The sequence below is a fragment of the Paenibacillus pinisoli genome (assembly GCF_003605435.1).
GTDB lineage: Bacteria > Bacillota > Bacilli > Paenibacillales > Paenibacillaceae > Pristimantibacillus > Pristimantibacillus pinisoli.
In genome coordinates this window covers 15,486-32,391 of the sequence record NZ_QXQB01000008.1, presented here as the reverse complement: position 1 = coordinate 32,391, position 16,906 = coordinate 15,486, and the positions used below count along the sequence as shown (strand labels likewise).

The 16,906-nt window shown below is 52.3% G+C and carries 14 protein-coding genes and 1 tRNA gene; 7 read left to right on the top strand and 8 right to left on the bottom strand.

The genetic code is table 11. The features are described from left to right. Window positions 1-95 precede the first annotated feature (95 nt). Together D3P09_RS25310 and D3P09_RS25305 are read right to left on the bottom strand one after the other, a co-directional pair. Window positions 96-1,727 carry a response regulator gene (locus D3P09_RS25310; RefSeq protein ID WP_120114228.1) on the bottom strand — a complete coding sequence of 544 codons (1,632 nt, stop codon included), beginning with the start codon at window positions 1,725-1,727 and terminating at the stop codon, window positions 96-98. Next, on the bottom strand, window positions 1,724-3,526 hold the full coding sequence (locus D3P09_RS25305; protein WP_120114227.1) for a cache domain-containing sensor histidine kinase: 1,803 nt from the start codon (window positions 3,524-3,526) through the stop codon (window positions 1,724-1,726). Before D3P09_RS25305 ends, D3P09_RS25310 begins: the two co-directional genes overlap by 4 nt. A gap of 178 nt (window positions 3,527-3,704) precedes the next feature. Here D3P09_RS25305 and D3P09_RS25300 point away from each other — a divergent pair, with 178 nt between their 5' ends. The 6 genes from D3P09_RS25300 (at window position 3,705) to D3P09_RS25275 (ending at window position 9,792) form a co-directional block, all read left to right on the top strand. Next, entirely contained in the window at window positions 3,705-4,586 is an 882-nt protein-coding gene (locus D3P09_RS25300; RefSeq protein WP_120114226.1) for a carbohydrate ABC transporter permease, read from the top strand. After that, window positions 4,586-5,419, top strand: a complete 834-nt coding sequence (locus D3P09_RS25295; RefSeq protein ID WP_120114225.1) for a carbohydrate ABC transporter permease — start codon at window positions 4,586-4,588, stop codon at window positions 5,417-5,419. Before D3P09_RS25300 ends, D3P09_RS25295 begins: the two co-directional genes overlap by 1 nt. 126 nt (window positions 5,420-5,545) lie before the next feature. Further along, entirely contained in the window at window positions 5,546-6,838 is a 1,293-nt protein-coding gene (locus D3P09_RS25290; protein ID WP_120114224.1) for an ABC transporter substrate-binding protein, read from the top strand. A 36-nt stretch (window positions 6,839-6,874) separates the two neighbouring features. Beyond that, the gene (locus D3P09_RS25285) at window positions 6,875-7,705 is read left to right on the top strand and encodes a sugar phosphate isomerase/epimerase family protein (protein ID WP_120114223.1); all 831 of its coding nucleotides are present in this window, start codon (window positions 6,875-6,877) and stop codon (window positions 7,703-7,705) included. A gap of 20 nt (window positions 7,706-7,725) precedes the next feature. Next, window positions 7,726-8,829 carry a Gfo/Idh/MocA family protein gene (locus tag D3P09_RS25280; protein ID WP_120114222.1) on the top strand — a complete coding sequence of 368 codons (1,104 nt, stop codon included), beginning with the start codon at window positions 7,726-7,728 and terminating at the stop codon, window positions 8,827-8,829. A gap of 81 nt (window positions 8,830-8,910) precedes the next feature. Next, window positions 8,911-9,792, top strand: a complete 882-nt coding sequence (locus tag D3P09_RS25275) for an EamA family transporter (protein WP_120114221.1) — start codon at window positions 8,911-8,913, stop codon at window positions 9,790-9,792. Window positions 9,793-9,892: 100 nt separating this feature from the next. Here the strand turns inward: D3P09_RS25275 and D3P09_RS25270 are convergent, their stop codons facing one another. From D3P09_RS25270 to asnB, 4 genes are read right to left on the bottom strand one after another with little or no spacing between them, the layout of a single operon-like run. Next, window positions 9,893-10,978 carry a C39 family peptidase gene (locus D3P09_RS25270; RefSeq protein ID WP_120114220.1) on the bottom strand — a complete coding sequence of 362 codons (1,086 nt, stop codon included), beginning with the start codon at window positions 10,976-10,978 and terminating at the stop codon, window positions 9,893-9,895. Between the two features lie 45 nt (window positions 10,979-11,023). Further along, complete coding sequence (locus D3P09_RS25265; RefSeq protein ID WP_120114219.1) at window positions 11,024-12,025, bottom strand: lipid II:glycine glycyltransferase FemX; 1,002 nt, start codon at window positions 12,023-12,025, stop codon at window positions 11,024-11,026. Further along, a complete protein-coding gene (locus D3P09_RS25260) occupies window positions 12,025-13,251 on the bottom strand; it encodes a carboxylate--amine ligase (RefSeq protein WP_120114218.1) in 1,227 nt (408 codons plus the stop codon). The genes D3P09_RS25265 and D3P09_RS25260 overlap by 1 nt, the downstream gene beginning before the upstream one ends. A gap of 18 nt (window positions 13,252-13,269) precedes the next feature. Then, window positions 13,270-15,117: an asparagine synthase (glutamine-hydrolyzing) gene (gene asnB, locus D3P09_RS25255; RefSeq protein ID WP_120114217.1), complete on the bottom strand. Its 1,848-nt coding sequence runs from the start codon at window positions 15,115-15,117 to the stop codon at window positions 13,270-13,272. A gap of 327 nt (window positions 15,118-15,444) precedes the next feature. Here asnB and D3P09_RS25250 point away from each other — a divergent pair, with 327 nt between their 5' ends. Further along, on the top strand, window positions 15,445-16,248 hold the full coding sequence (locus D3P09_RS25250; RefSeq protein WP_165867580.1) for a DUF4097 family beta strand repeat-containing protein: 804 nt from the start codon (window positions 15,445-15,447) through the stop codon (window positions 16,246-16,248). A 69-nt stretch (window positions 16,249-16,317) separates the two neighbouring features. On the opposite strand, the gene D3P09_RS25245 is transcribed toward D3P09_RS25250, so the two are convergent. Both D3P09_RS25245 and D3P09_RS25240 read right to left on the bottom strand, forming a co-directional pair. Beyond that, window positions 16,318-16,393: transfer RNA gene (locus D3P09_RS25245), tRNA-Arg, on the bottom strand. A gap of 171 nt (window positions 16,394-16,564) precedes the next feature. After that, window positions 16,565-16,894: an HIT domain-containing protein gene (locus D3P09_RS25240; RefSeq protein ID WP_120114215.1), complete on the bottom strand. Its 330-nt coding sequence runs from the start codon at window positions 16,892-16,894 to the stop codon at window positions 16,565-16,567. Between the last annotated feature and the right edge of the window lie 12 nt (window positions 16,895-16,906).

The following is a 16,906-nucleotide window of genomic DNA, read 5'->3' as shown; positions in this document are numbered from 1 at the left end:
CCTTCAAGATAATAGAACCATATCGTCGGATATGAGGATAAATCTTGGAGGTGTTTTTGCATGGACAACCAGAGCGGGTTACACCAGAGCCCCGGCTATTCCCCCTCTTTGCCCATCTTTTCCTTTCGGTAGTCATTCGGCGTTGTATGCGTAAGCTTCTTGAATACGCGGCTAAAATACTTCTCGTCGTGGTAACCGATCATCTGGGCGATTTGCGCCATGCGAAGATGCGGATTCAAGAGCAGGATCATCGCTTTCTCAACCCGGATGCGATTAACGTAATCGATCAAGGTCTCCCCGAATTCCATTTTGAACTTGCGGGAGATGTACTCCCGATTCAGATGGAAGCTCGCCGAAATATCCTGCAGCCTGATGTCCTGCGTATAGTGGGCCTCGATATAACGGGCAATTTCACGCATCGGGCTGCTGCTCAAGGACTGCATGGAGATGAATGTTTTGGACAGCTCGATCAGGCTCTCCGTAAGCAGGCGCTGCATCTCTGTCAGAGACAATCGTCCGGACTCATCCAAGGGAACGATAAACGGGCGATTCTCTATTGGCTGCTGCTGCGACCCGTCGTTCTCGCGGAAGAACTCCTCCACCCAGCCTGCCCGCGCCGCATTGTATTCGTCCCACCACATCTTTAATTGCTCCAAGGAGATATAATCCATCTCGCCGATGACTTGGAACCATTCGCTCACAACATGCCGAAGGGGGTCCGGATTGCCGCTGCGGACGGCCAGACGGACCTTCTCTTCATATTTGCCGAAGCGAATGGTGCTGAGTCGTCCGGACACCTGGCTATACTCGTGAATGAGCCTGCTCGGTTCAAGCAAATTGCGTTTGTACAGCGCATCGGCCGCTTCCATATACGCCTTGTGAAGCCCGTCCGGGAATCCGCCGGACGTGCTTAAGCCGAATTCCACAGAGCCTCTCAGCGTCCGGTTAATGCCCGCTGCGATCTTCCGCAGCCAATCAGGCGCTGCACCCAATTCGTTGCAGAGAAGCACGACGATTTCATAAGGCCGATTCCAATTGCGGAAAGCGAGGCCCCTCTCGGCAGGCTGAAGAAACTCGTTGCAGATATTAAGCAAAGTAAAGAATAGCAAATCCAGGCTGGTCGAGTATTTGTCGCGGATTGGCTGTTGCAGCGATTGAAGATCGAACACGGCAACCCGGCACGAATCGACTCCAGACAGATACGGAAATTCGCGCAAACAGGACTCTCCGGCAGCCGGGGCGTTCCCCGAAGCCGCCTCCGTAAGCAGCCCCGACAACAGCTTGTCCCGATAAAGGGGCTTCAGCTCGTTAACCTCCTTGTTTTTTTCGTGATACTGAAGCCTCTCCCGTTTTGTTTCATTCCAGCTGGCGACCGCTTTGCTTACGGCATCTTGCAGCTGCTTGCGGTCAATCGGCTTCAGCAAATAGTCGATGCCTCCGAATTTGACGGTATGGCGCACGAACTCGAAGTCGTTGAAGCCGCTGATGACGATTTTTTTGCAATCGAATGCGTTTTTTTCCATCCATTCCATAAGCTCGATCCCCGATTTAATGGGCATCATCATATCCGTAATGACAAGCTGAGGGCGATGCTCCTCGATTAACGCGGCAGCCTCGGCGCCGTCTTCGGCTTCCAGGACCGTCTGAAAACCGAATCCTTCCCAATCGACCAATTTCAAGACCGTACTGCGAACATGCTTTTCATCGTCAACGATCAATGCTTTCATGGTGTCATATCCTCCTGCTTAGGAATAGGCAATGTCATCGTAATTTTGAGTCCGCGAGGTTCGTTTTGCGAAAGCTGCAAAGCAGCTTGTTCGCCATAGTACAAGTGAAGACGGTACATGACGTTCATTAAGCCGATCCGGTCGCCGCTGTCGGCGGCAGCCTCGTGCCGAATGCCCGACAGATCAGTCTGGATCGCAGCAAGCCGGTCGTCGGTGATGCCGATGCCGTTATCTGCAACCGTGATATGCAGCATGCCGCCCGCAACGGCTGTGGCGATGTTGACTATGCCGGTATTTTGCGAAATATGAAATCCGTGCTTAAAGTAATTCTCGACGAGCGGCTGAATAATCATTTTGGGAATAGGAATCCCACCCGCGCCTTCATCCAGATCATATTCGATTTTTAATTTCTCGTCGAACCGCTGCCGCTGCAGCAGCAAATAATGATGGACGTAGTCGAGCTCCTGCGATAAGGAAACGATCATTTCCTTCGTATTCATGCTGTAATGCATCATCTGCCCCAGTGAAGACACCAGCCCGTACACTTCCGGAGCGTCGTTGTCCAAGGCGGAGGCGCCAATGGATTGCAGCGCATTGTTAATGAAATGCGGATTGATCTGCGCTTGCAGCATCTTGAGCTGCGTCGTCTTATTGGCGAGATTCAGCTTGTACTCCCGGAAGATCAGTTCATTGATCGTATGCATCATCGTACGGAACCGCGTAGCCAAGATGCCGAATTCATCGTTCCGGACAATGTCGATCGGCTCTTCCAGCTGGCCGGACTGGATCTTGTTAATGCTTCGGATCAATTGCTTGATCGGATTCGTGAACCGAATCGAAACAAGGAGTACGGCAACGGTCGCCACGGACAGGAACAGCACAGCAATGGCCGTGTTGATCATCGTCAGCTTATGCGCCTCGATATAGAGGTGCTGGTCGGGAATGCGCTTAACGATCGTCCAGTTCAAATAAGGCGTCTGGATCCGGTCATACAGTATAATGCCGTCGTATCCCGATTTGTTTTTTTCCATGCTGCCGGAAGACGATGTCTCTTTCAGTATACTGTCGATCCACGCATGCTCCGGCCGATCGCCGCCGGTATCTTGCTCATCAGAGGTGAAGATGATGGTGCCGCTGCCATCGATGATGTAGATGTCTTCCTGCTCCGGATCGTAGAGCTGCGCCGACATCTCGCGAAGAGCCTCTACTTGCACGTCAATGGCGAGCAGCCCGACCCGCTCCGAAGTCGGAACTCTATACAACGGGCGATAAATGGAAAATACAAGCTCCGGTTTATTCGCCCGAATCGCGCCCACTCCATAATCGCTGCTTAGATGAGTTGGCATGGTGACGGAAGCGTAGGGGGGAATATCCGCTGCAATCGACGGTGCTTCTGCCTGTCCGTAGGCAAAATTGTTGGCGTTCATCAGAAAGCCGGTTTGTCCTTTATCGAGATACAAATAGATTTGATAGATATTGCTCGCCGCATTCGATACGAGTTGGAGCGCCGTATAGACATAAGATTGATCCTTATTGTCGGTCACGCCTTTCACCAGAATGTTTTCCATCGTCGTATTGGAATACAGAATAAGCGAAGCGTTGTTCACGACGTCAAGGCTATTGGAGATATTCGTTGTGCCTTCGGAAAGCAGTCGGCTGTTCTCCACAATGGACCGTTTTTTCACCGATTCCTTGGTATAGACATGAGTGACGATGATGGACGAGACAATGGGAACTACGATGGAAATGAGCATAAGAGCGATGAGCTTGTAACGCACGCTTGTAGTCAGCAATCGCATGGATAAGTCTGCCCTCCCACTCTAGGCTGTTGTGAATGCTTCAATGTTAGCGTTTTCATATTCTAACACCGCAGGGTCAAAATCGTCCACCTATGTTCTCAAATTAGGCAGTGGGAATCGCTTCATGCCCTCTATACAATGAAGGTACTTCACACATCCTAGATAGGAGGAACTAGTTATGAAAAGATGGTTGACCTCTCAGCCGATGCAGCAATCGGTGTTCTTAGGTCCTGCCCTGTTGGTATACGCCATCATCATGATGCTTCCGTTTCTGCTCGGAATCTATTATTCGTTCTCCGATTGGAACGGCGTATCCAGCCAAATTAATGGGGTCGGCCTGCAAAATTATAAGACGATATTGACGGACGACCCCGACTTTGGCCGTTCTCTCTGGTTCACAGCCCGCTTTACCGTAACCGTCGTGCTTCTTAGCAATGTTATCGGATTTCTTATTGCATATGTATTGTCGAAGCCGCTGAAATCGCGTAATGTGCTGCGCACGATCTTTTTTATGCCGAACGTGCTTGGCGGCTTGCTGTTAGGTTTCATCTGGCAGTTTATTTTCACCCGAAGCTTCTCTGCGATCGGACAAGCAACCGACATCGGATTTTTCAATTTGTTCTGGCTCGGAACGGAGAATACAGCCTTCTGGGGACTCGTTATTGTCAGCGTATGGCAAGGCGCCGGTTATCTGATGGTCATCTATATCGCCGGACTCACGAACGTGCCGAGCGATCTGATGGAGGCAGCCGCAATTGACGGCGCGTCGGGACTGCAAGTTCTGCGTCATATTGTGCTTCCTCTCATCATGCCGGCGGTGACGATCTGTTTGTTCCTGAGCATTTCCTGGGCGTTCAAATCATTCGATCTGAATTTCTCGCTTACTCAGGGCGGACCGTATAAGTCGACCGAATCGGTGGCCATGAATATTTACTTCGAGGCGTTTAAGAGCAACCGATATGGCCTCGGCACGGCAAAAGCGGTGATCTTCTTCGTTATCGTCACCATTATTACGATGATCCAAGTCTCGATTACGAAGAAGAAGGAGGTGGAGATGTAATGAAAAAACAATCATACGGCATGAAATGGCTATCGGTCGAAGTCGTCGTCATTCTGGTGGGACTGCTGTTCCTTGCTCCCTTTTACTTCGTGCTGACGAATTCGTTCAAAGGCTTCGCCGAGCTGCTAGTGGATACATCCGGCTTGCCGAAGAGCCTGAGCTGGGACAACTACGCAAGAGCATGGGAAGTGCTTAACTTCCCGCGCGCCTTTCTCAACTCGCTGCTCATCACACTGTTCAGCGCTCTGTGCATGGTCGTCGCAGCGTCGATGGCCGCATACCGCTTGCTGAGGCATCCGTCCCGAATAAACCGGGTATTGTTCTCCTTGTTTGTAGCGGCGATGGTCGTTCCGTTCCAGGCCATCATGATTCCGCTTGTACAAGTCGGCAACTGGCTTCAATTCTTAAACAGCATTCCAGGCATTATTTTTTGTTATACCGGACTGGGCGTTTCGTTCTCGATCTTCCTGTATCACGGCTTCATGAAGTCGATTCCGCTTGAGGTGGAAGAAGCGGCCGTCATGGACGGATGCAACCCGTATGGCATCTTCTGGCGTATTGTGTTCCCGCTGCTGAAGCCGATGACGATTACCGTGATTGTGCTGCAAAGCTTATGGATGTGGAACGACTTCCTGCTCCCGCTGCTTGTTCTGCAAAAGCCGGAGCTGCAAACGATTCAGCTCGCGACCAATACGTTATTCGGACAATACCTGAAGCAGTGGGACTTGGCGCTTGCGGCGCTGGTTATGGGAATCGTACCGATTTTGACTTTTTTCCTTGTATTGCAGAAGCATGTCATTCAAGGCATTACCGCCGGAGCCGTGAAGGGATAACAGGAACTAAGCCAGGCAGAGCAAATTTGTCCACCTAAACAGTCAATGCGATGAGTGTTGAAGCCATGGACCGCTGAACTACAATGGGCTTGTAACCAAATCAACGATAAAGGGGAGGCAGACAGGATGAGAAAATGGTTAACGGTTATAAGCGCGATCATGCTGACAGGCTCCTTGCTGGCCGGCTGCGGCGGCAAAGAGCCCGGAACGGGCACAAGCAGCAACAAGCAGCCGGCAGGCAAAGAAGTGACGATCAAGATCATGAACTTCAAGGTCGAGATCGCCGAGCAGTTCAACAAGCTGAAGGAAGAGTATGAGAAGGAGCATCCCGGCGTCAAGCTTCAAATCGATACCCTCTTAGGCGGAGACGATTACAACACGCAATTGAAAGCCCGCTTCGCTTCGGGCGAAATGCCGGATATATTCGCGAACGAGGGCTACAATCAGATGGACGCATGGCTTGAATATCTGGAGGATCTGTCGGATCAGCCTTGGATCGAGCACGAAGTCGATATTGCCAAAGAACCGACGCTGCGGGATGGCAAGGTGTACGGCATGCCGGTCGGTCTTGAGGGACTAGGCTTCCTGTACAACAAAGATTTGTTCGCCCAAGCGGGCATTACCGAGCTGCCCAAGACGCTGTCAGAGCTTGAAGCGGCTGCACAGAAGCTTCAGGCGGCAGGCATAGAGCCGTTCGTCAACCATTTCGATACATGGTTCGGCCTTGGCTTTCACAATTTGAACAACGCGTTTGCGAAGCAGCCGGATCCGAATGCTTTCATCCAAGGGCTGAATGACGGTACAGCGTCGATCGCTGGCAACGCCATCTTCCAGGATTGGACGAAGATGTTCGATGTCGTCATCAAATACGGCAACAAAAACGCCCTGACGACGGATTACAACACGCAATCCACCTTGTTCGCCACCGGCAAAGCAGCGATGAATCAAGGCGGCAACTGGCTTCAGCCCGTTATCGATAAGCTGAACCCAGAGATGAATGTCGGCATCCTGCCGATGCCGATCAACGAGGACGGCGACTTGAACGACAGGCTGTTCGTGGGCCCGGCCAACAACTGGGTGATCTACAAGGATTCACCGGTCAAAGAGGAAGCGAAGGAATTCCTGAACTGGCTGGTCTCCTCAGAAACGGGACAAACATATTTGACCAAGGAATTTAAGTTTATTCCTGCCTTCACGAATATTAAGGCGGAACCGGCGGATCTCGGCGATATCGGTGCGGGAGTGCTGGAATATATCGAGCAAGGCAAAGTTCTGGGCTGGCACTGGTCCAAATACCCGAACGGGGCGGCTCCTGAATTCGGCGCGTCGATGCAAAAGTACGTTTCCGGCAAAATAGACGCTGCGGCGATGCTAAGTGAATTCCAATCCGCTTGGGACAAGATGAAATCCAGAAAGTAAATCGAAACTTATACCATTTTATTAGGAGGAATTGTCATGAGCCTGCAATTTGGACTGCAATTATATTCGGTAAGGGACGAGCTGAAGAAGGATTACTGGGGAACGCTGGAGAAGCTGGCCGCTATCGGCTATCGCAATTTGGAGATTGCCATTCATAATGCGGATGCCGGCCTGGAGCCGAATGCGACAGAGCTTCGCAAACGGTTGGATGCGCTGGGCATGAGAGTTGTATCGAGCCATATTCAGCCCCTTGACCGGTATGAGGAAATCATTGCGTACAATAAAGAGCTTGGCAGCACGTCTATCGCGCTCGGCATTGCTTTCTTCAAGAATAAACAAGAAGTGCTCGAATGCTGCGAGCTGCTGAACCGTCACGGCGAGGCTTATAAAAAAGGCGGGTTGGACTTCTACTATCATAACCACTTCCAAGAGTTCCAGAAGTTCGACGGCGAATATGTCATGGACATCATTCTGAACAATACGGACAAGGATCTGGTCAAAGTTGAGCTGGACACGTATTGGGCTGTAAGGGGCGGCGTCGATCCGATCGCTTATCTGAAGAAGCTGGGCGACCGCTGCGATCTCGTTCATCAGAAGGACTTGCCGGCGGCGGTAGCTCCGAAAAATCTGCTGGAAGTGACGGGCGATGACGCCGACATTACGTTCGAGCGGTTCCTGGAGCTGAAGTCGGTCGATCACTTCTCGGAAGTGGGCGAAGGATCGCTTGATATCGCGGGAATCATCAGCACCCTGCGCGAGATCGGAGCGGCGAAATATATATTTGTCGAGCAGGACCTTACTTCCCGCAACCAGCTGGAGAGCGTAGAAATCAGTTACCGTAACATTTCGAAGCTGTTTGAAGTTTAATCGGCCAGGAGGAGAGAAACATGAAAAAGGTGAAGGTTGGCATCATTGGCTGCGGCAACATCAGCTCGATTTATTTTGAAGCAGGGAGCAAGTTCGACATTATCGAGATTGCGGCTTGTGCGGATCTTGATCTGGCGAAAGCGAAAGAGCAGGCAGAGCAATTCGGCGTGCCAAAGGCGTGTACGGTCGACGAGCTGCTGGCCGACCCCGATATCGAGATCGTTGTGAACCTGACGATTCCCCATGCTCATGCGGAGATTCATATGCGGGCGCTCCAAGCGGGCAAGCATACGTACGGAGAGAAGCCGCTTGCGGTCACGATGGAAGACGGAGAGCGCATTCTGGCGCTTGCCAAGGAGAAGAACCTGCTTGTCGGCTCCGCGCCGGACACCTTTCTTGGCGGCGGCATCCAGACGTGCCGCAAGCTGATCGATGACGGCTGGATCGGCAAGCCGATCGCCGCAACCGCGTTCATGATGGGTTCGGGGCCGGAGAGCTGGCATCCGAATCCGGGATTTCTGTATGAAGTCGGCGCAGGACCGATGTTCGACATGGGACCTTATTATTTGACAGCGCTGATCAACTTGATCGGACCGGTTCGCCGCGTATCGGGATCGGCACAGATGACGTATCCGGAACGGACGATTACGAACGATATCGATTACGGCAAAAAAATCCCGGTCGAGGTGCCGACTCATATCGCAGGCACGCTCGACTTCGAGAACGGTGCGGTAGGCACAATTATTACGAGCGTTGATGTGTGGGGGTCCAAGCTGCCGCATTTGGAAATCTACGGATCGAAAGGCACCTTGGTCGTTCCCGATCCGAACACGTTTGACGGACCGGTATATGTGAAACGCCACAACCAATCCGAGTTTATGGCAATGCCTCTAACGCACGGCTTCACGCAGAACAGCCGCGGACTCGGCCTCATGGATATGGCCTACGCGATCAGAAACGGGAGAGAGCATCGCGCAAGCGGCGAGATGGCCTACCATGTGCTTGAACTGATGCACGGCTTCCATCTGTCCTCGGAGCAAGGCGTTCATTATGCCGTCGCAAGCAGCTGCAAGCAGCCTGCCGCGCTGTCGGCCGACTTGCCGAGGAACGGGCTGGACGGTTAAACATAGCTTTGAACTGGAAGGCAGGGCCTCGTTCGTTTGCAGCGGAAGCCCTGCCTTTTGCGTTAGATAGGAGGGAAATCGGTGGCTCCGAATTACGCGGTAGCGCTGGTCGTCATTGCGTCCGTCTGTTACGGACTGCTGGCAACCTTGACGAAGACAGGATTAGCGGGCGGCATGAATGTGGGCCAGATCAATGGCGTGCAATTCATCGTCGGGACCATGCTGCTCTGGGGAACGGCTATATGGAAATGCAGGCAGTGGCATAAGCCGTCGTCTCAGGCGATATTGAAGCTGCTGGCGGTCGGTACGTTCATGGGGATGACCAGCGCCTTTTTCAATGCGGCCATTGGGCTTGTGCCGGCTTCCATCGCTGTCGTTCTGCTGTTTCAATTTGTATGGATAGGCGTATTGTACGAGTGGATCTTCCGCCGCGTCGCGCCTGACGGCAAGATGCTTGTTGCCATTATGATCTCGATTATTGGGGCCTTGTTCGCCGCCGATGTCTTCCACGGGCAGCTGCTTCAGCTTCCGCCTATGGGAATATTGCTAGGCCTCGGTGCGGCATTCTCCTACGCAGGCACGTTATATACAAGCGGTAGAGCTGCAACCGAAGTTAGCCCCTGGCTGCGCGGGCCCATTATGGCGACAGGCGGACTGGCCGTGATTGTGCTCCTCTATCCGCCTGTGGATCTTCTCCAAGGGGCCGATTGGAACGGGTTCTGGCCGCTGGCCGCTTTGCTTGGCATTCTGGGCATGCTCGTGCCGACGCTCTGCCTTATGTTCGGCACGCCGCCGCTCAGCACAGGATTGACGACCGTGCTCGGATCATCCCAGCTGCCGGTTTCGGTCTTTATGGCATGGACGGTGCTGGACGAGAACGTATCAGGGCTGCAATGGCTCGGAGTGGGATTGATTATTGCCGGTATTCTCGCAGCGCAGTGGAAGCGGACAACTCACCCTTGAATGCAAAAACACCTCCAAGCGGTCCTCCATATCTTGCGACATGGCGGCAATCTCTTGAAGGTGTTCCGATTTGTCTTATAATCTCTGAATAATAGCGGTATTAATGAATAACCAAGGCGTGAGTGCCCAATGCATCATAGGAAGCAAAAAACTCGTCCGCATCATAAGTCACTTGACCTTCCAGCGGATTCATCACATGCACGCGGTTGCCCGGGCCATAGCCGTTCAACACGACGCAATGCAGATTGACCGGCGCTTTGAACAGCTCGCCCGTATCGTTGAAATACCAGGACGAAGTAATCTTCGGCGGCGACAGATCAAGCGTCACCCAGATGACAACCGGATTGCCGCGGTCAAGCTCGGCATAGATTTCTTCCCGCGTGCTTCCGCTTATATCGACAGGCGTGTGATCGCCTCCGAATTCGGCGAACACTTTGTTAGCCGCATCGATAATTGGCGGTGCGTAGGAGAACCATGCGATCTGATCACGCGGATTGCCCGCATATGCCTTGTACGGATTCGCTCCGTACAGCTTGCCGTCCTTGCGATAGAACGGCTCCTTCGGCAAATATTCATCCGCCATTACCTCTTTGGTCAGCTCATAGCCCATGCCGTTCAGTACGCTGGTCAGCGATGTAATCTCGCAGCCATTCGGCAGCTCAGGCTTCTGCATCACCAGCGGTACGTCGATGTAGATCTCCGATACATCAAGCTCTCCCGTCTCCGTCCACTCATAGCCCTTCACATAAGCCGGAATGGTGCTGGAGAAGGCGACTTCCCGGTTGCCCTGATTGACAGCGCCGCCTACTGCCTGATTATCCAGCTCAAACGGCGTCATGATCTTGCTTTGCTTAATCAAATAATTCGTGCCGTAATCCAGCTTGGATGATACGGCTCTTCCATCAGCCCCAGTCGTCACCTTCTCGATGACGGCATCCGTCGTGCCGTTCACGATTGTAAATTCCGTGCCTTTGATCGGCAGCGTTGTAGCGCTGTCGGTATGCACAATCGTAATGACCCCCTGCTTGGCCTTCTCGACAACTTCCGGAGTGCTCTCCGCTTGCTTGCCGTCATTCGTGACTGGCTTGCTTATACCATCGTTCTCCCATTGGAATCCGCTCTTTCCAATCAGAACAACCAGTATGACCAATCCTGCCGTCATAGCAATCAATAAAAGCCTCTTCAATCGTCTGTACCTCCATGCTTCTGTCTATAATATTTTGAAATCGTGCTACTTGCTAATAAACGTCCTGTAAGCTTCCTCGTTCAAGACACGGTCAATCTCCCCGATATACTCCGAGTAGCGGTCCGGATGGCAGAAGCCCTCCTTGAATCGATACAGTCCATCTGACTGGTCGAGCTTGAATACGCCGCCGAAATCATATCGGTCCTTGCCTTGCTCCACAGCCCACTTGATCATCTCCCATTGCAGCAGATGAGGGGCCATCAGGTTGCGTTTTTCATTCGCGCTTGCACCATAGATGTACCAGGTTTTGTCCCCATAGCTGATGGCGACCGCCGCGGCGATCGTATCGCCTTCATGCTCCGCCAGATAGATGCGGGTATAATCCCTGTACGCTTCCAGCATTCTAGCAAAATAGTTATAAGGACGGTATGAGATGCCATGGCGATTGCTCATAACGACATAGAGCTGATGAAACAGCTCCAGATCGGAAGTCTCCGTGCTGTATCGGGTCGTCACGCCTTTGCGTTCCGACAGGCGGATATTGTAGCGCGTCTTGGAGTGAAAACCCTCCAGCAGCTCTTGCTCCGACTTGCCCTTCAAATCAAGCACCATGTTGTAGCGCGGCTGCGTCGTATCCTTGGAGGATACGTTGCGGTTGCGCAGCACGTAGCCAAGCTCCGCGTATTGCTTGTGCAGCTCTTCGTCATAAGCCGTCTCCGGATCTATCCGCAGCACGAAGGCCTGATGATCGCGAGCCGCAGCTTCGGCTTCCTGAATCAGACGGTCGACAAGCGCTGTGTCTCTGGGATCGCAGACAGGCCCTTTGCAGCAATAGGCCAGCTTCTGCTCGCCCACTGCATTGACCATCAGCACCGACATCGCGGCGATGATCTCTCCCGCTTCCTCCAGATAGACGTACAGAGGAATCCAGTTGTTTTTGACCTCGGACCAGCCTGTATCCTGCGTGGTTGTCGCGAATGCAGAGGTGCGTACGAAGCGCTCGTAGCGTGCCAGCTCAGCTTCATTCGTGATGTCTACGATCGGCATTACAAACTTCCTTTCTGCTCATAAAATTGCTTGTAGCGATCTTCGTAGCTTTTATAATACTTGCGGACATGCCACCAGCGCTTAATCGCTTTATCGGCATCATACTGAAGCGTCATGCAGTATTTCTTTTCCTTAATCAGCCGTTTCATATAAGCAACCGCTTCCTTGTCCTCCGTATACGCCAGCGCCACTTCCTTCGGCACGCCGAGCCACAGGTGCTCCGTCTTCGCATAGACCGTCGGCTCATGCTTGCCGTACACCAGATTCTCTACGACGAACTTCGCCAGATTATATCCGCTGCCTGTCGTGAAGAAGCTGCTTCGGCCTTGCCGCAAGTTAATCTCGAAGATTTTGTACTTGCCGTCCCTGGCATCATATTTCATATCGAAGTTAGCGAGCCCCGTATATCCGATAGCCTCCAGAAATTGCTGATACTGCTTATAGATATCCTCGTTGTACTCATTGACGATAGCTACGTAGTTGCCCACCAGAGACGGCGTGCAATCCTCCAGCAGCGGCCTGCCAAGGCACATCAGGCGAACCTTGCCATTCTGGTCGGAATACGCGTTCAGCACTCGCATATTGGAGTCATCGCCTGGAATAAAGTCCTGCACAATCATCGTTCCAGTATAAGAGGAGCTATAAACAGCTTGCAGTGTACGTTCAAGCTCAGCTTGGTCCTTGATAATATAAGCTTTCTTCTTCCCTTCGAAGGATGCTTCCAGATAAGCAATGCTGTCTGCTGGCTTCAAGGCAACCGGGAAGCCGAATGGCAGCTCCACCCGGTCCTTGTTCTCCTTCGTCACCAGATACGTAGCAGGGAAGTCGAGGCCGTACTGCTCGCACAGCGCATAAAAACGGTCCTTGTACAGCAGCTCGTCAATCCACTTCTCCGCGACGAACGGCAGCTCATAATGAGGGGCCAGCTTGTCTTGATTGCGAATGACCAGCTCCGCATAGCTGTCGCTGCTGGCGATCAGCACAAGCTTCTCCGCCTCTTGCTTCAGCTCATTGGCGAAAGCAATCAGCGCATCTGCGAATACATCCGGCTCATCCAGATTCTCGACGACTTTGATCGTCGTAATATCGGAGAGGTTCGTCATGAACAGACGGCCCTTGCCGATGCAGCGGCTCGTTACGCCGTATTCCATATGGAAGGAACGCGCCATCCCGTACGCGTTAATATCCGTGCCCAAGATTACCGGGATGAAATCCTGCTTTGCCACGAGATCGAACCCCATTTCCTACATATCAATGAAAAATCGCTTGTACCATACCAAAAAAACATACGTAGTCCACACATAACGCGCGCGGTTCTTGCGGCCATGATAATGCTCGTCCAGATAGCCGATCAATATATCCGTATTAAAGAAAGCCTTGGCATATTCCGAAGAGAAGGTTTCCTTCACCAGATTGTAATACCGCTCCTCGCGCAGCCAGTGGCGGACCGGCACCGGGAAGCCCAGCTTCGGACGGTTCGCCCACTCCTCCGGCAGATCCTTGAGCGCCGCTTGACGAAGCGCATACTTCGTATCGATCGAATTCACCCGGTAGCGAGATGGCAGCTTCTTGCCAAGCTCCATCACCTGCTTGTCCAGGAACGGCACGCGCAGCTCGATCGAGTGAGCCATGCTCATCTTGTCGGCCTTCAGCAAGATATCGCCCGGCAGCCACAGATGAAGATCAAGATACTGCATCTTCGTGACATCGTCCGCGCCCTTCACCCGGTCGTATACCTTACCGGTAATGCTGTATACGGAAGGCCCTTTGCGGAACTCCGGCGTCAGGACGCCCAGAGCGTCTTCCTCGCTGAAGATCACGGCCTCGCCGATGAAACGCTCCTCGACCTTCTGGCCGCCCTTGACCATAAACTCGGTAATCCGGTTTTTCGGAAGCTTCTTTCCGAGATGATGAGCCGCGCGGCGGATGCCATATGGAAGCTTCTCATACTTCTCCATCTTCGGCGAATTCTGATACCATGGGTAACCGCCGAAGATTTCGTCGGCGCCTTCACCCGACAGCACGACGGTAACATGCTTGCGCGCCAGCTCCGCCAGGAAGTAGAGCGGCAGCGACGACAGGTTCGAGTGAGGCTCATCCATATGATATTGAATCGTCGGAAGCGCATTGAAGCATTCCTCCGCCGTCACCATCTTGCGCTCATTCTGCACGCCCAGCTGATCGGACAGGTCTTTGGCCAGATTCGTCTCATTGAACATGGCCTCATAGTCGGCGAAGCCGACGGAGAACGACTTGTTCGGGCGAAGCAGCGATGTAATATAGCTGGAGTCGATGCCGCCGGACAGGAAGGAGCCGACCAACACGTCGCTGATGCGATGCGTGGCTACCGATTCCTTCATCGTCTCGTGGATTTCCTCCACGTAATGCTCAAGCGTATGCTCTTCCTCGCGGAACGCCTTGTCCCAATACTTCTCGATCTTGAGATCGCCGTTCTTAATGATCATATAATGGGCCGGCGGCAGCTTGTAGACGCCCTTGAAGAACGTCTCGTCCATCGCCGAATATTGGAAGGTCAGATAAGGCCTCAGCGCATCCTTATTCAGTTCCTTCACGAATGACGGGTGCGGCAGGAAGGACTTGATCTCCGAGCCGAAGATAAACGTGTTGTCCACCGTATGGCGCGTATAGTAAAGCGGCTTAATGCCGAATCCGTCACGCGCGATAAATACCGTATCATTGCGCTTATCCCATATACAGAACGCGAACATGCCGCGCAGCCGCTGCATCATCGCAGTGCCGTATGCGAGATAGCCATATATAAGCACTTCGCTGTCCGAGGATGTGCGGAAGGTGTAGCCTTGCGCCTTCAATTCCTCGCGAAGCTCCTGGAAGTTGTAGATCTCTCCGTTGAAGACGAGCACGATATTGCCGTCTTCGCTATATAGCGGCTGGTTCGCCGCTGTGGACAGGTCGATAATGCTCAGCCTGCGGAAACCGAGTACGACATCCTCATCCTCATGCACCCCGCCGCTATCCGGGCCGCGATGGACAATAGTCTCAAGCATATGTTCCATGATTGCTGGGTGGTCAATTGCATTTTTTCCTTTTATATATCCGACAAAACCGCACATATTATTTCACCTCTATGTTCATATCCATACCATTTTACCATAGGCGGACCTAATCCCCTACTAAACCCTTGGCAAAGGAAAATAACGACTTTTCTTAGGGCAATCGGCCCTCTTCCATGATACCTTCTAGGCGGGTAGTTGTCGACTTGTGGCGGTTAGAATCCCCTCATTTCTGTAAGACTGCAACCAAGCCTTAAGTCTAGTTCATTCACCGCCGCAGGTCTGTTTTGAGAAGCACCGGTTTCCTCTATAATGATAAGCGTGAGTTAAATTATGGATACAGAAATTATTGCTATATACAGAACTGATAGGAATAGGAGAGTTCCCATGAAAAATTATCAAAGAATAAGTCTTCTCGTTACCGCCACGATGCTGGCCATTGCACTTACGGCATGCTCAGGAACCGTCAACAAAATTACGGATAAGGTCGTCATTGGCGAAGGATCAGGCTCGGGAGAAGTCGTGTCGAAGGGCAAGCATTCCTTTGAGGCTGATGAGTTCGGAAGCTTGAAGGTCGTGACAGAAGCGATGCTGATTGATGTCGTGCGCAGCCAGTCGGATAAGGCCGAGGTTGAGCTGCTGGCTGACAGCAAGGTAGAGAAGGATATTACCTTTAATGTCGCAATCAAAAACGATGTGTTGGAAATTGAGACCAAAGAAAAGAACAGCAAAATCATCAAAGACAACCGTGGAGAACGCCGATTGATTATTTCGCTGCCTGACAAGCAATACGATAAAGTAACGATCAACAATAATTTCGGCGCTATCGAAGGCGCTCAGCTGCATGCCAATGCGCTCCATGTCAAAATCGATGCAGGTTCGATCCGGTTGAGCGACATTGCGGGCGCCATCAAAGCCGAAACGGCAACAGGGGATATCGAGGTGAATGGCATTAGCTTAGACAACGACCTTGTAGCCAAGACAGAGGTAGGCACGATTCGGGTTAAGCTGAACGAAGCTCCTGCTGCGGCTAGCGTAAGCCTGAAAAGCGAGGTCGGCAGCGTCACCAGCCATCTGGAGACGATGGAGTATTCCGCCAATACCAAGCGTGAGATCACCGGGACCATCGGGACAAAAGGGCCTCGCTTGGAAGCAACCGTATCAGTTGGATCTGTAACGGTAGAAGTATAACTTCAATCAAAGAGGGGTTGGCCGAGACGGCCAACTCCTTATCTCTATTATTATGTCACGCGCCAACACTGGCGGCCCCGAGATGAATCGAACATCCGACACCACGTTTAGGAAACGTGTGCTCTATCCGCTGAGCTACGGGGCCACAGCAATATTTATTATAGCATAAGTAAGGGATACAGCCAAAAGGGATTTGCCAAAATAAAATCGTGATCCGATCACGACAGCTCCTCGGGAAGTCATGCACAAGAAGCGCTTCCCTCCCTTGCCCATTAGATATGAATGCTGGCTCTAGACCTTAAGGTCCTTCCCCCAATTAACGCAGCGGGTCGCCATAAGCGACGTGCCAATGAAGATGCTTGGAGTCCTGGTATTGTCCCAGATTCGTTAATACCCGGCACGCGCCATGCTCTGACGTCACCTCGGCAGCAACTTGCTTAATGACGCTGATCAGCTCAATCAACAGATCATCATCCCCTTCCTCCAGGGTCAGCAGCGACGGAATATGGCGCTTCGGAATGACGACAATATGAACCGGATAGAAAGGCTTCGTATGATGATAAGCCAGCACGCGCTCCGTCTCAAGCACTCTGCGCACTTCCGTTCGACCGCTTAATACTTCTTCGCAATAAAAGTCTTCAGTCATTTACGTCCTCCA

Excerpts from the sequence above, each read along its gene's own strand:
- D3P09_RS25250 (WP_165867580.1), top strand. The coding sequence starts at position 15,445 with ATGAAAAATTATCAAAGAATAAGTCTTCTCGTTACCGCCACGATGCTG.
- D3P09_RS25310 (WP_120114228.1), bottom strand. The coding sequence starts at position 1,727 with ATGAAAGCATTGATCGTTGACGATGAAAAGCATGTTCGCAGTACGGTC.
- D3P09_RS25240 (WP_120114215.1), bottom strand. The coding sequence starts at position 16,894 with ATGACTGAAGACTTTTATTGCGAAGAAGTATTAAGCGGTCGAACGGAA.
- D3P09_RS25285 (WP_120114223.1), top strand. The coding sequence starts at position 6,875 with ATGAGCCTGCAATTTGGACTGCAATTATATTCGGTAAGGGACGAGCTG.
- D3P09_RS25295 (WP_120114225.1), top strand. The coding sequence starts at position 4,586 with ATGAAAAAACAATCATACGGCATGAAATGGCTATCGGTCGAAGTCGTC.
- D3P09_RS25290 (WP_120114224.1), top strand. The coding sequence starts at position 5,546 with ATGAGAAAATGGTTAACGGTTATAAGCGCGATCATGCTGACAGGCTCC.
- D3P09_RS25265 (WP_120114219.1), bottom strand. The coding sequence starts at position 12,025 with ATGCCGATCGTAGACATCACGAATGAAGCTGAGCTGGCACGCTACGAG.
- D3P09_RS25305 (WP_120114227.1), bottom strand. The coding sequence starts at position 3,526 with ATGCGATTGCTGACTACAAGCGTGCGTTACAAGCTCATCGCTCTTATG.
- D3P09_RS25280 (WP_120114222.1), top strand. The coding sequence starts at position 7,726 with ATGAAAAAGGTGAAGGTTGGCATCATTGGCTGCGGCAACATCAGCTCG.
- D3P09_RS25300 (WP_120114226.1), top strand. The coding sequence starts at position 3,705 with ATGAAAAGATGGTTGACCTCTCAGCCGATGCAGCAATCGGTGTTCTTA.
- asnB (WP_120114217.1), bottom strand. The coding sequence starts at position 15,117 with ATGTGCGGTTTTGTCGGATATATAAAAGGAAAAAATGCAATTGACCAC.